Below are 13,994 nucleotides of genomic sequence, written 5' to 3'. Positions count from 1 at the left end.
GATATATCAGTGACCTGGGAGGTCCCTCGGCAAACATGTACCGGATGCAGGGAAAGGATCTGGCAATTTGCGAAAAATGTAAAAAACCCTCCTGCATCTTCCCGAAAGTCTGCTTCAACCTGAATACCGATCATTCCGGTCTGTTGGATATCTACAGGGAAGTGGATGCATTGCCCGGGATCAGGAAATCATTTATCGGAAGCGGTATCCGTTACGATATGCTGCTGCACGACAGTAACGATGAAAAAACCAATGAATCCAACAGGGCTTATCTCCGCGAACTGATCAGGAATCACGTCTCCGGAAGATTGAAAATCGCTCCCGAACACACTTCGGATGCAACATTGAAGATCATGCGGAAACCTTCTTTTCAGTTTTTCGACCGGTTCAAACAGATCTTCGATGAATTGGATAAAAAATACGGTCTGAATCAGCAGCTTATCCCCTACTTCATCTCCTCCCATCCGGGATGCACGGAAGAAGATATGGCGGAATTAGCCGTTATCACTAAAAAACTGAACTTCAGGCTGGAGCAGGTCCAGGATTTCACTCCATCACCCATGACACTCGCTACTGAAATCTACTACACCGGTTTTCACCCCTATACCCTCCAGCCGGTTTTTACGGCAAAGAGTAAGGAAGAAAAAAATGCCCAGCGTCAATTTTTCTTCTGGTACGACCCCAATCACAAACAGGACGTTATCAAAGAGCTAAAACGGATGGGCCGGCCGGATCTGGTCAAAAAGCTCTATGCGAAAACCCCTTATAACAACCCACCTCTCCCGGGAAAAAAGCTATCCAACGACCCGAAAAGTTAAATATTGCTAATTAATCAAACTTCCTTGTTTTTCCATGCAGCGTTTTCTCTTTTTATGCATCTGTTATAAAAAGAGGATAGATATGTATGAAACGGGCAATCAATTTATCAGACCCGAAAGTATAATGATGGCGGGGTTCATACACCAATCTAAATAAAATAGTCGCATGAAGAGAACAGTATTGACATTCAGCCTCCTTTTGATCGGGATTCTACTGATCACTACCTCCTGTGACGATAATTCAAGATCGCCGGATTTCCGCATCAATATCGCCACTGTCATACCGGAAGGTGAAAACGCATATTCCCTGCTGCTGGATAACGGCAAACGCCTATGGCCTGCTGCCAGCGATATAAGATATACGCCGGCATATAACCAGCGCGTCTTCCTGAATTATACAATCCTCCGCGACAGCCAGGGAGAGTATGATTACGACATCAAAGTGAACGACATATGGAATATACTCACCAAACAAACCATCGAACTGAATGCGGAAAATGCTGACAGCATAGGTAACGACCCGGTAAAAGCCAATGCCGTCTGGGTCGGCGGAGACTACCTGAATGTATCGTTCATGTTCAATTACGGTGGTATCAGGCCGCACGCGATCAATCTGGTCGAGAACACCCTTTCGTCCGAAGTATCGCCCGACGCGATTGAGCTCGAATTCCGGCATAACTCCTATCAAAGTCCGCAGACAAGATTGTACGAAGGATTTGTCTGCTTCGACCTGAAACCTTTCAGAATAGACGATGCCGACTTGGTCAACCTCTCCATCAAAGTAAAGGAGTGGGATAGAGAAATAATATATAATGTGGTTTACAGGTATAATCAGCCGGCGGCGGAAGCAATCACCCAAATGCCCATACCTGTAATATCATCCAATGAATACTATTAAATATGAAACCACAACCACAATTAAATTAGTTCTATTTCTTATATGACTTTTTGATTTTCCAATAACCGGGCGGACTCTGTGAAGAGTTCGTCCGGTTTACTTTTCCGTAAACATATGTTATAAAACATATAAATATCTTTTTCTATTTCTTCTTTTTGTTCTACTTTTGTACCAGAACAGAACAGCACAGTATGCCGGATCGATGAAATTAGAGTTTAACAACAGAAACACCAAAGTACAGCAACTCACGGATTTTATCCAGAAATCCATTGCTGCCCGTGAATTGAAGGTTGGAGATAAGTTACCCTCTATCAATCAGCTGAGTAATCGGTTTCATCTCTCCCGCGATACGGTCTTTAAAGCTTTCACAGATTTAAAAAGCAGGGGCATCGTAGATTCCATACATGGCAAAAACTATCATGTAGCGTCGCACAACAAGAACATTTTATTGTTACTGGATGAATATACTCCTTTTAAAGAAGTATTATACAATACGTTACGAGACAGATTACCCTCTTATTATGACATTGATCTCTGGTTTCACCAATATAATGAACATCTTTTCAATCAGATAATCAATAATTCTGCGGGTATGTACAACCGGTATCTCGTGATGAATTATCACAATGAAAAGTTTTCCGAAGAATTGGTGAAAATTGATCAAAAGAAGTTATTGCTTTTGGATTTCGGAAAATTCGAGAAAAACGGGTATTCCTATGTTTGTCAGGACTTCGATACGGCGCTTTACAATGCTTTGGAAACAATAAAAATCCGGCTAAAAAAATACCGGAAGTTGTTCTTCGTATTCAATAAACACCACAAACATCCACAGAGCAGTAAGGAGTATTTCAGCAAATTTTGCATCGAGAACAATCTCCCGTTCGACATCATCGATGAGATCACGGAAAGAACGATCATCCTGGAAAACGCGTTTTATCTGGTCATCAAGCAGGAGGATCTCGTAAAGATCATAAAAAAAGGAAAGTCGGAACAACTTAAATCCGGCAAAGATTACGGGCTATTGGCCTATAACGAGACTCCGTTCTATGAAGTGATAGAAAACGGGATAGCAAGTATAGGGGTCAATTGGGAAAAAATGGGAACCCTCGCTGCCGATTTCGTCGTTAAGGAAGATCCTGTCAAAATATTTTTACCGACAGAGATCATACTCCGGGATTCTTTTTAATTTTTTTTATTCGCAATCAGCACAGTTCAGCATACAATTATCTAAGAAAATATAAAACGAGCAGGAAAGTCAATTTGGTGAACCGATTTAATAATTACTAAACAACAAGTCGATAAATCGTTAAATTAACTAATCATTAAAGGTTCCATACACCTGAAAAAGCAACTATATGAAAAAATATCCTAAAATCGGGATCCGTCCTACCATCGACGGACGTCAGGGAGGTGTCAGGGAAAGCCTCGAGGAAAAAACGATGAAGCTGGCAAAGGCTGTTGCCGAACTCATCAGTAGTAATTTAAAAAACGGGGATGGGAGTCCGGTAGAATGTATAATCGCCGACAACACTATCGGACGAGTGAGCGAAAGCGCTGCCTGTGCCGAAAAATTCGAACGGGCGGGGGTGGGCGCCACCATCACCGTCACTTCAAGCTGGTGCTACGGTTCGGAGACCATGGACATGAATCCGTATTACCCAAAAGCCGTTTGGGGTTTCAACGGGACGGAACGCCCGGGGGCCGTTTATCTGGCGGCAGTCCTGGCAGCCCATTCACAGAAAGGGCTTCCTGCTTTCGGTATCTACGGACATGAGGTGCAGGATATGCAGGACAACACGATCCCCGAAGACGTGGCGGAAAAGCTCCTGCGTTTCGCACGTGCTGCACAGGCCGTAGCCACAATGAGAGGGCAATCATACCTTTCCATAGGCAGCGTTTCAATGGGGATTGCCGGATCCATTGTGAATCCCGTTTTTTTTCAAAAATATCTCGGTATCCGGAACGAATCGGTCGATTCTACAGAGATCCTTCGCCGGATACAGGAAGGGATCTACGACCACGAAGAGTTCGAAAAAGCCATGGCGTGGACGGAGAAATACTGCAAAGTGAACGAAGGCCCCGATTTCAATAGAAGGGAAAAACAAAAGAGCCGTGAGGAAAAAGACCAAGACTGGGAATTTGTCGTAAAAATGACCATCATCATCCGCGACCTGATGCAGGGCAACCCGAAACTCGAAGCGTTGGGTTTCAAGGAAGAGGCGATCGGGCATAATGCGATCTCCGGCGGATTTCAGGGACAACGCCAATGGACCGATTTCCTGCCCAACGGCGATTTCAGCGAAACGATACTAACTACGTCGTTCGACTGGAACGGTATCCGCGAGGCTTATGTAGTCGCCACCGAAAACGATTCGCTGAACGGGGTGGTCATGTTGTTCGGCCACTTGCTGACCAATACGGCACAGATCTTTTCAGACGTACGTACTTACTGGAGCCCCGAAGCCGTGAAACGCATTACCGGAAAAGAGCTTACGGGACTAGCGGCCAATGGCGTCATTCACCTGATCAATTCGGGAGCCACCACGCTCGACGGTACAGGCCGTATGGATCTCAACGGGAAGCCGGCCCTGAAAGAACCGTGGAATATCACCGATGAAGAAACAGAAGCCTGTCTTGCGGCCACCACCTGGTCGCCCGCCGATCGCGATTATTTCCGCGGCGGCGGGTATTCATCCACCTTCCTCACCAGAGGTGGCATGCCCGTCACCATGTCTAGACTGAATATGGTGGACGGCCTGGGGCCTGTCTTACAGATAGCCGAAGGGTGGACGGTAGATCTCGATCCCGAAGTTCACCATATCATCAACCAACGCACTGATAAAACATGGCCAACCACCTGGTTTGCTCCGCGCCTTAACGGAAAAGGTCCCTTCAAAGATGTCTATTCGGTGATGAACAATTGGGGTGCCAACCACGGAGCGATCAGTTACGGCCATATCGGGCAGGATCTGATTACCCTCGCATCGATCCTCCGCATTCCGGTATGCATGCATAACGTGGAAGAAGACGATATCTTTCGTCCCTCGGCATGGAACGCTTTCGGCATGGATAAAGAGGGAGCCGATTTCCGTGCCTGCAAGAATTTCGGTCCTATTTATAAATAGTCACATAAAAACCACTACGCCATGCTAAAAAAAATTCCAAAAATTCTTTCACCGCAGTTGGTAAAAACGCTGATGGAAATGGGACACGGAGACGAGATAGTGATTGCCGACGGCAATTTCCCCTGTCACACCCTTTCGCAGCATATAATCCGGGCAGACGGGGTATCGGGAAAGGATATCCTGAAAGCATTGATGGAATTGTTCCCGTTGGATTCCTACAGTGAATATCAGGTATTCCTGATGGAGATCGTACCTGGTGACGATTACAAACCCGGGATATGGGACGACTATAAAGCTATCCTCCAAAATTCAGGAGAGCCTTACTCAATAAACTACCTGGAGCGATTTGCATTTTATGAGAGAGCTAAAAGATCGTATGCGGTGATAGCCACGGGAGAAGAGGCGCTTTACGCCAATATCATCCTGAAAAAAGGGGTGGTTAAATAAAAAATGAGATGAATAAGAAGGAACTTCCATTGCTTACACATAAGGGTATCAACTACCTGTTACCGTTTATCATCATTACCGCTTGTTTTGCCTTGTGGGGGTTTGCCAATGACATTACCAATCCCATGGTAAAAGCCTTCTCGAAAATTTTCAGGATGAACGTTACGCAGGGTGCGCTGGTACAACTGGCTTTTTACGGAGGCTATTTTGCCATGGCGTTTCCTGCCGCCGTATTCATAAAAAAGTTCTCTTACAAATCCGGGATATTATTGGGGCTGGCACTATATGCCATAGGCGCGTTTCTGTTCTTTCCCGCGATGAGGTCAGGCAACTACTACCCCTTCCTGGTAGCCTACTTTGTTCTCACGTGCGGATTATCATTCCTGGAGACCAGTGCCAACCCCTATATCCTGACGATGGGGCCCGAAGAAAACGCTACCCGCCGGCTTAATATGGCCCAGGCATTTAATCCCATAGGATCCCTGTTGGGAATGTTCGTCGCTATGAACTTTATTCAGGCGCGGCTCGACCCCATGAGTACGGCCGAACGTGCCATGCTTCCCGATCCGGAGTTTGAGGCATTGAAACGATCCGACCTGGCCACTCTGATTGCGCCCTATCTGGCCATCGGTATCATCGTGATAGTGATGTTCCTGGTCATCCTTATGGCGAGAATGCCGAAAAACGGAGATTCGGATAAAAGGCTCCATTTCGGCGCTACCATCAGACGAATATTTTTGATTCCCAATTACCGTCAGGGAGTCATCGCGCAATTCTTTTACGTAGGTGCACAGATCATGTGCTGGACGTTTATCATCCAGTATGGCACACGCATCTTCATGGGGCAGGGGATGGAAGAGCAGGCAGCGGAGGTTTTGTCGCAGAAGTATAACATTGCCGCAATGATCATTTTCTGCTTCAGCCGTTTAATAGCCACCTATCTGATGAAATTCTTCGATCCCGGGAATATGCTACGTACATTTGCCGTTGCCGCGGGAATGTTCACGCTGGGGGTTATCCTTTTCCAAGATATATGGGGACTCTATTGTCTGGTCGCCGTGTCGGCATGCATGTCGCTTATGTTCCCCACTATCTACGGTATTGCCCTGAAAGGGATGGGCGAGGACGCCAAATTCGGCGCGGCGGGACTGATCATGGCCATATTGGGAGGATCCATTCTACCGCCGGTACAGGCAGCTATTATCGATATGGGGACGGTAGGCGCATCGTTCCCTGCCGTAAACGCTTCATTTATCCTGCCGTTCATGAGTTTTGTGGTGGTAGCGTGGTACGGCACACAGGCATACAACAGGAGAAAAATAAACACAGCCGCATAATACAGCGATATTATCACAGTATAATATATTAAATAATAAAGAATCTTTCGGAAAGGGAAGATGTCCTATAGTTAAATAAATAAAAATAAATCACGTCAATTATTAATCCTTAAAAAAAGAAAGAATGAAAAGAGAGAAGTCGTTTAAGTGGAAAGGACTGTTATTCGCATGTATGTGGATAGTGTCCTTGGCAATGTTCGCTCAGAACATTACAGTAAAAGGAACGGTAACCGACGCCAACAATGAGCCGGTGATCGGTGCTACGATTACGGTGCAGGGCAATGCATCGCATGGTACGGTGACCGATATAGACGGGAATTACACATTAAGTAATGTTCCGAGAAATGCAACGTTACAGTTTAGCTATGTGGGAATGACGACCCAATCTGTTCCGGTGGAAGGAAGAACAACAATTGACATTGTACTGGAATCCGATACGGAACTATTGGATGAGATCGTTATCACAGCCTTAGGTATTCCACGCGATAGAAAATCACTCGGCTATGCGGTTAGCTCCATAAAGGGTGACGAACTGGTGATAGCCGGTGTTCCTACAAATCCGCTCGCGTCTATTTACGGTAAGGCGCCGGGGGTAGGATTAACGGCAAGTTCATCAGGCCCAACGGGGGGTATCAACATCAAAGTCCGTGGTGCTACACAACTGGAGTCTTCTTCCACTACACGCCCGTTGTTTGTTGTGGATGGTGTGCCTATTTATGACAAGGAGTCAAGTATGGAAACACGAGGTTATGATCCGTTCAATTCTTTTGACTATGGTGCCGGTATTAACGACATCAACGCGGAAGACATTGAGTCGATGGAAATTTTGAAGGGTGCTAAAGCATCGGTATTATATGGAAGCGCCGGAGCTAACGGAGTGGTGTTGATTACTACAAAAAAGGGTGCAAGAACCCGGGGATTGGGTGTAACGTTATCACTCAACCACACATGGGAAGAACCGGTAAGTTTTATTGATTTTCAAAACGAATACGGATCGGGAAGTAATGCATATAGCCTTGATGTCAATGATAACAAAATTGTTTCCGATTACAGGAATTTCGGACCAAGATTCGACGGCCGTACCATCACATATTGGGATGGATCAACGCGAAAATACGAGCCATATCCCAATAACTACAATGACCTGTTTCAAACGGGGAGCACCAATAGTTTACAAGTAGCAATTGCCGGGGGTAATGAAAGAGGGAATATGCGTATTTCCTATACCAATTACAGTTTTGATGGTATCATGCAGAACCACTGGCAAAAAAGGCATACTTTCAGTTTTGCCGGACAGATGGATGTATCGGAACTTGCTAAAATTGAAGTTACCTCCAATCTCTATAAAATTAAGACCAATAACCGTTATCCGAACATTTACTCTTTAATGAGTACAGGATTCAACAGGGATTACGATTATCAAACCATTGCCAGTAGATATTTGGATCCCAACGGATATAGGGCTGATCTCAGTGAAATAGGTTTACCGGCTTCTCAAACGCAAATAGCCAATATTCTATGGCATCAGAACCAGAATACGAATTTGGATGATAAAACGCACATGATCTCGGCAGTCCGTGGCATCTTCCAATTCCATCCCCTGGTTGCATTGGTTACACATGCGGGACTTGATTTTACACAGACCGATTATACCAAAAAAGAAAAGGTAACCGCAATAGAACCGGAGGTAAAAGGAGGAAGATACCGGTTTGATACTGATCAATATTTCATTTATAACCTGAGGGCAAATCTTCAATACGATCAATCATTCCTGAATGATGAATTACGTATTACAGCATTAGGGGGAGGCGAGTTTAAAAGTATAAAAGATTATAATATTTATGCTTCTACTTATGGAGATATGGCATATCCCGATTGGTATTCGTTGAATAATGCTCCAAACTGGCCCGGAGGAGGTGAACGGGGTAAGGTGTTAGGACATGCACGCGGACAGGAAAGCCTATACAGCGCATACGCATCGATAACGACCTCTTGGAAAGATCGTTATTACCTCGAAATACAAGGTCGTAACGACTGGTCCTCCACGCTTCCAAGAGGGAACAATTCATATTTCTACCCCGGTATTTCGTTTAACTGGAATTTCAGCGAAGATTTTAAAATTCCACAACTACAATTCGGAACAATACGCCTGTCGTGGGCTGATGTAGGGAGACCTGCAACCCGTTATTTTGCACTGCGTCAATATAACCTGAGTACTATCCCGAATACAAATACAGGAAGGGTAGAACCTCCCCTGGAACTCTTCTCGGGAGATATTAAACCTGAACGTAAAAGGGAGTATGAAATCGGTGGTAATTTGCGCTTTTTCCCGCAAAACCGCCTGGAACTTGACTTCTCATACTACAATGCTACAATTTATGACCAGATTATGGGTATACCTTTGACTTCTGCCACCGGTTATAACAAAATCAAAATCAATGCTGGTAAGGTAAAGAATCATGGTTATGAGATCATGCTGAAAGGTGCGATATTGGCCCACAAGGACTATCGGTGGGATGTAACCTTTAACCTTGCCAATCAGTTCTCTGAGGTAAAAGAACTCTATGGAGGAATCACGCGTCATATACTGGGATCCAACAACGGATGGCAAGTGGTGGCCGAAACGGGAAAACGTTCAGGGGAAATCATGACCTACGATTATCTAAGAGCGCCTGACGGACAACGTATAATAGGAGCGGACGGTTTATATCAACTCGACAAAAATGCCGGATTCAAGGCAACAGGTAATGTAAACCCCTCGCTTATCGGAGGTGTTGCAACGGATTTTTATTATAAGAATTTCAGCCTGCGCGTAGGATTGGATTATAGTTTCGGTAGCCGTTTGATTTCAATGTCCAACTATTACCTTCTGGGAACAGGTACAGTGAAAGAGACCCTGGCTAATCGCGATGAGGCCAGTGGAGGTATTCCATACTACATACAGGAAGGTACGGAACGGAGAATACGTCTTGATAACCATCAAGCTTCCGCTCCCGCCGACGCGAAAGATGGCAGGGTTTATCATGACGGTATGATTCTAAGCGGTGTGAAAAGTGATGGCGATGGTTATGTGGCAAATGACCAGATTATTCCGGTAGCCACATATTGGTCTACCTTCATTCATGACATGCAGGATAATCTTCAACCGGATTACATCTTTAAAAACAATTATGTAAAGTTACGTGAAATCGGAATAGCTTATTCGTTACCGAAAGTCGTTTCAGAAAGAATGCATTTACAAAAAGTGACATTGAGTCTTACCGGACGTAATCTCTTCTATCTTCACAAGTCTATTCCCAATATCGACTCTGAATCGTTACAGGGAACTAACAGCTATCTGGAATACTCTATCTTTCCTATGCACCGTTCGTGGGGATTTGGCGTAAACGTCAGTTTCTGAACATCATATACTTTAAAAAATATAACAATGAAAACAATAAAAAATATATTCTTTACGATACTTGCTTTTTTCGGTTTTCTGTTTACCTCCTGTCAGTCACAACTGGAAGAACAGTTTTACAATCCGGAGCAATATCAAGCACCCGAAGAAACACTCATGCCGGGTATGTTTAGCAATGTAGTTTACCAATGGAAGATTTTCGTGCAAGATTACGGAGAGTATTGGTGGGGACTTGGAGGATGGGGTATAACTGCTTATTCCCAAATTGGGGTACGTCCTATGATTGCCAATTACGATGCCATCTATAACACCTGGCCCGACCTGAATGGTGGGGGGTTCGATGAAACCAATGACGCCAGAACATACTTCAACCATATGTATGAGCGTTTGCGTCCCTGGGGATTGATGAAAAACCTGATTGAGACGGGCGATGAAGCTTTCATTAAAGAAAACCAACTCTATTATGATCTTGTTACAATCATCAAAGACTTTGCTTTCTTAAGAAATGTGGACTTTTTCAACAGCATTCCTTATTTCGATGCTTTGAGAGGAGCGGAAGGAGTATTTTTCGTAAAATACGACGATCCGAAGGATATTTATGTGGCGGGACTCAATAACATAAAGGACTGTACCGAGAGATTGCAAACCGCCTATAACGGGATGAGTGCCGAATCGAAAGCGCTTTTCACCCAGCAGGATCTTGCTTTCAACGGAGATATCAGTAAATGGATCGAATGGGCAACTGCCGTCAGGCTAAAATATGCCGTACGGTTATCGGGGGTTGATGAAGCTACAGCTAAGGAACATATTCAGGATATTATAAGTAAAGGTACGCTTCCCAGCTCAGACCTTACCTGGGATCCGCCTTTTACTACTCTCAGTGCCACACTTTCGGGTGGAGGTGAAACATGGGTGCGCGGTATGATCGAACGATTCACCAGTTACTTTATTCCCAATGTGATCATGAAACGCATGAATCGTGGTAGCGATACATACGAGCCGGGTACCGACGACCCGCGCCTGCCGGTGATTGCTATGCCCACCAAATGGGGTGATTATCGCGGTATACGTATGGATAGGGGATATGAGCGGAACGAACCTTACAGGGCAGCTCAGGTAGAATATTATAATACAGCTACGAAACCCGATGACGTAACGGATACACAGTGGAGCCTGATGAAATCATTCCCCTATTTGATGAACAACGGTTCTTATCGCAACAACCTGGATGTAATGCTCAGTGTGAACAGCGTGTCAAAATACAATCTCAAGACGCTTGTTTTTAATGAAACTCCCGTTTATATGATCTCGCGCGCCGAGGTGGACCTGTTACTGGCAGAAGTGGCGCTAAAGAATCTGGGAAGCACGGGAAAAAATGGAGCCGACCATGTTGCCGATGCAGTGAAACACTCTGTTGATTTCTGGTACTGGTATAATGCCCGATCGACATATAATCCTGAGAAAACCTACTTTCCGGATGTGGATTTAACAGTGTTAAGCCCGACAAAACCGGCCCAGTCAGTCATTGATCAATATGCTGATTTCATTAAGAATGAATACAATAATGCACCTGATAAACTTGAAATAGTTATGCAACAAAAGTATATTCATCTCAATATGATCGGTATTTATGAATTATGGACGGAATTGCGCCGCACCCGTCGTCCTAAGCTGGAACCGGTAACAACACTTCAGGATATACGGACAAAGACCCAGATAGAGCGGGCTCATTATCCGGCCAGTGAACAATCTACGAATGCCGAAGAGTATCAGAAAGTGCAGGATCAGGATAATTATAGTTCACCAATTTTCTGGGTGAAAAATCCTTCTGAATCTTTTTATCGCGACACCTACATTGATTAGGTAGGAGAAAGGGATTATATGAATTACCGTCCCGTCAGAAGAGTTATTTTTTATACGCTTCTAACGGGTGAAGTAAATATAACAAATTGATAAATAAAGGGGAGCCGGAGAGAATAACCATATATTATTCTTCCGATTCCCTTTTTTCGTACAATTATTTTATTTTTTTCTTTTCGGTATATCAAGAGTTCGTTATAAATCGTTCTTCCTTCTCCCTGAAATATGTTACACAACATATAAAAATCTTTTTTTATTTTCCTTTTTTATTTTATTTTTGTATCAGCACAGTACAGCACAGTATAGCCTATAGGGATCATGTAATTAAAGTTCACACTAAACCATAAAAAAATTACAATAACTTACAGATCTCACAAGATGTACTGATAAACCCATAATCTGCTTCTCGATCGTGTGGAAATGGCTCACCTCACCGTAAACCCTGCGGCAGATGCGAAATTAATTATTTGTCATATGAAATCCGAAGAGAACGTCGTAACTCAAAATCCAGGATGGAAATAATTCTGATTATTATCAGGAGAAATGTGGAAACACACTTCTCCTGATAATTTATTTCAAAATTATTGATAATAATGAAAAAAATAATCCATACAATCACCTTTCCGGTTTCCTGCATTCTCGGTCTGTTGCTGACAGCCTGTCAACCCGGGAAAAGTATAGAGCCGCCGGCTCCGGTATTGCCGGTGCCGTCCGAAAACCAGCTTGCCTGGCACGAAATGGAAATGAATGCATTCATTCATTTCACGACCAACACCTTTACCGGTAAGGAATGGGGATATGGCGATGAAAGCCCTTCTATCTTCAATCCCACCGAACTGGATGCTACCCAATGGATATCCGTTTTGAAAGAGACCGGATTCAAAGGTATGATCCTTACCTGCAAACATCATGACGGTTTCTGTCTGTGGCCCTCCGAATACACGGAACACGCCGTCAAGAACAGTCCGTATAAGAACGGGAACGGCGACATCGTCAAAGATGTAAGCGATGCCTGCAAAAAGCATGGTCTGAAATTCGGAGTATACCTCTCCCCATGGGACAGGAACCATAAGGATTACGGAAACCCTGAATACATCACCTACTACCGTAATCAGTTGAAAGAACTGTTTACTGGCTATGGGCCTGTATTTGAAATGTGGTTCGACGGAGCCAACGGTGGCGACGGCTATTACGGAGGAAAAAGAGAAATACGGAGGATCGACCGCAAAACATATTATGACTGGCCGGCAACGCTCGATCTGGTACGAGCTATCCAGCCGCAGGTTATTTTTTTCAGCGATGCCGGACCCGATATCCGTTGGATAGGAAACGAAAGTGGATATGCAGGAGAAACCAACTGGAACACCATCACTCCAGACACTTTATACGCCGGAAAAGCAGGAATTCAAAAACTTTTGAACACCGGTTCTATCGACGGTTCCCACTGGATCCCCGGCGAAGTGGATGTATCCATCAGGCCGGGATGGTTCTATCATGCAGAGGAAGACTCCCTTGTAAAATCACCCGAACAACTGTTCGATATCTACCTCACTTCAGTAGGCAGAGGGTCGGTATTATTATTAAATGTCCCGCCCGACAGAAGGGGACTGATCCACGAGAATGATATCCGGTCGCTTCAGGGTTTCAGAGAACTACTCAACGAAGCTTTTTCGAATAACCTGGCAATCGTAGCAACAGCTAATGCAAGCAGTTACAGAGGTAAATCGTCTCAATTTTCCCCTGAAAACCTGATCGACGGTGATAAAGAAACCTATTGGACGACGGACGACGATGTGGTGACGGGTAGTTTCGAACTGGAATTCAGCGAACCCCAAACGGTTTCCTACGTCCTCTTGCAGGAATATATTCCTTTAGGACAAAGGATCAAATCGTTCCGCGTCGAAATATGGAACAACGATCAATGGGAAACGGTCTCTGAAGCTAGGACCATCGGGTACAAAAGAATTTTACAGATAAACCCTGTAAAAACCTCAAAAATAAAAATAGAAATCACCGATTCGAAAGCCTGCCCGGTGATTTCCAATGTTGAACTCTATTAATAAATAGTTTAGAACAATTGATTGTCATGCCCACAAAAGGGATTTTTAG

9 protein-coding genes are annotated in these 13,994 nt (G+C 44.4%); all 9 read left to right on the top strand.

Features of this window, described 5'->3' with window-relative positions:
- Positions 1 to 818, top strand: an 818-nt coding sequence (locus Q0502_RS10515) for a DUF3362 domain-containing protein (protein WP_298650472.1), incomplete at its 5' end; no start/stop codon positions are given.
- A 166-nt stretch (positions 819 to 984) separates the two neighbouring features.
- Positions 985 to 1,716 (top strand): NigD-like protein, encoded by a 732-nt coding sequence (locus Q0502_RS10510; RefSeq protein ID WP_298650470.1) that lies wholly within the window; start codon positions 985 to 987, stop codon positions 1,714 to 1,716.
- A gap of 202 nt (positions 1,717 to 1,918) precedes the next feature.
- On the top strand, positions 1,919 to 2,902 hold the full coding sequence (locus Q0502_RS10505; protein WP_298650467.1) for a GntR family transcriptional regulator: 984 nt from the start codon (positions 1,919 to 1,921) through the stop codon (positions 2,900 to 2,902).
- A gap of 169 nt (positions 2,903 to 3,071) precedes the next feature.
- Positions 3,072 to 4,841, top strand: coding sequence for an L-fucose isomerase (fucI, locus tag Q0502_RS10500; RefSeq protein ID WP_298650465.1), 1,770 nt, complete (start codon positions 3,072 to 3,074; stop codon positions 4,839 to 4,841).
- A 21-nt stretch (positions 4,842 to 4,862) separates the two neighbouring features.
- Complete coding sequence (fucU, locus tag Q0502_RS10495) at positions 4,863 to 5,288, top strand: L-fucose mutarotase (RefSeq protein WP_298650463.1); 426 nt, start codon at positions 4,863 to 4,865, stop codon at positions 5,286 to 5,288.
- Between the two features lie 8 nt (positions 5,289 to 5,296).
- Positions 5,297 to 6,625, top strand: a complete 1,329-nt coding sequence (gene fucP, locus Q0502_RS10490) for an L-fucose:H+ symporter permease (RefSeq protein ID WP_298650460.1) — start codon at positions 5,297 to 5,299, stop codon at positions 6,623 to 6,625.
- A gap of 124 nt (positions 6,626 to 6,749) precedes the next feature.
- A complete protein-coding gene (locus Q0502_RS10485) occupies positions 6,750 to 10,025 on the top strand; it encodes a SusC/RagA family TonB-linked outer membrane protein (protein ID WP_298650457.1) in 3,276 nt (1,091 codons plus the stop codon).
- A gap of 27 nt (positions 10,026 to 10,052) precedes the next feature.
- Positions 10,053 to 11,888 (top strand): SusD/RagB family nutrient-binding outer membrane lipoprotein, encoded by a 1,836-nt coding sequence (locus tag Q0502_RS10480; RefSeq protein ID WP_298650455.1) that lies wholly within the window; start codon positions 10,053 to 10,055, stop codon positions 11,886 to 11,888.
- A gap of 590 nt (positions 11,889 to 12,478) precedes the next feature.
- Positions 12,479 to 13,945, top strand: a complete 1,467-nt coding sequence (locus Q0502_RS10475) for an alpha-L-fucosidase (RefSeq protein WP_298650452.1) — start codon at positions 12,479 to 12,481, stop codon at positions 13,943 to 13,945.
- The last annotated feature ends 49 nt before the right edge of the window (positions 13,946 to 13,994 follow it).

This window comes from uncultured Proteiniphilum sp. (assembly GCF_937873925.1).
GTDB lineage: Bacteria > Bacteroidota > Bacteroidia > Bacteroidales > Dysgonomonadaceae > Proteiniphilum.
This window is presented reverse-complemented; position numbering and strand designations above follow the sequence as displayed.

Bases quoted from the DNA above. Each gene is read 5' to 3' on its own strand.
- fucU (WP_298650463.1), top strand. From the start codon at position 4,863: ATGCTAAAAAAAATTCCAAAAATTCTTTCACCGCAGTTGGTAAAAACG.
- Q0502_RS10510 (WP_298650470.1), top strand. From the start codon at position 985: ATGAAGAGAACAGTATTGACATTCAGCCTCCTTTTGATCGGGATTCTA.
- Q0502_RS10480 (WP_298650455.1), top strand. From the start codon at position 10,053: ATGAAAACAATAAAAAATATATTCTTTACGATACTTGCTTTTTTCGGT.
- fucI (WP_298650465.1), top strand. From the start codon at position 3,072: ATGAAAAAATATCCTAAAATCGGGATCCGTCCTACCATCGACGGACGT.
- fucP (WP_298650460.1), top strand. From the start codon at position 5,297: ATGAATAAGAAGGAACTTCCATTGCTTACACATAAGGGTATCAACTAC.
- Q0502_RS10505 (WP_298650467.1), top strand. From the start codon at position 1,919: ATGAAATTAGAGTTTAACAACAGAAACACCAAAGTACAGCAACTCACG.
- Q0502_RS10475 (WP_298650452.1), top strand. From the start codon at position 12,479: ATGAAAAAAATAATCCATACAATCACCTTTCCGGTTTCCTGCATTCTC.
- Q0502_RS10485 (WP_298650457.1), top strand. From the start codon at position 6,750: ATGAAAAGAGAGAAGTCGTTTAAGTGGAAAGGACTGTTATTCGCATGT.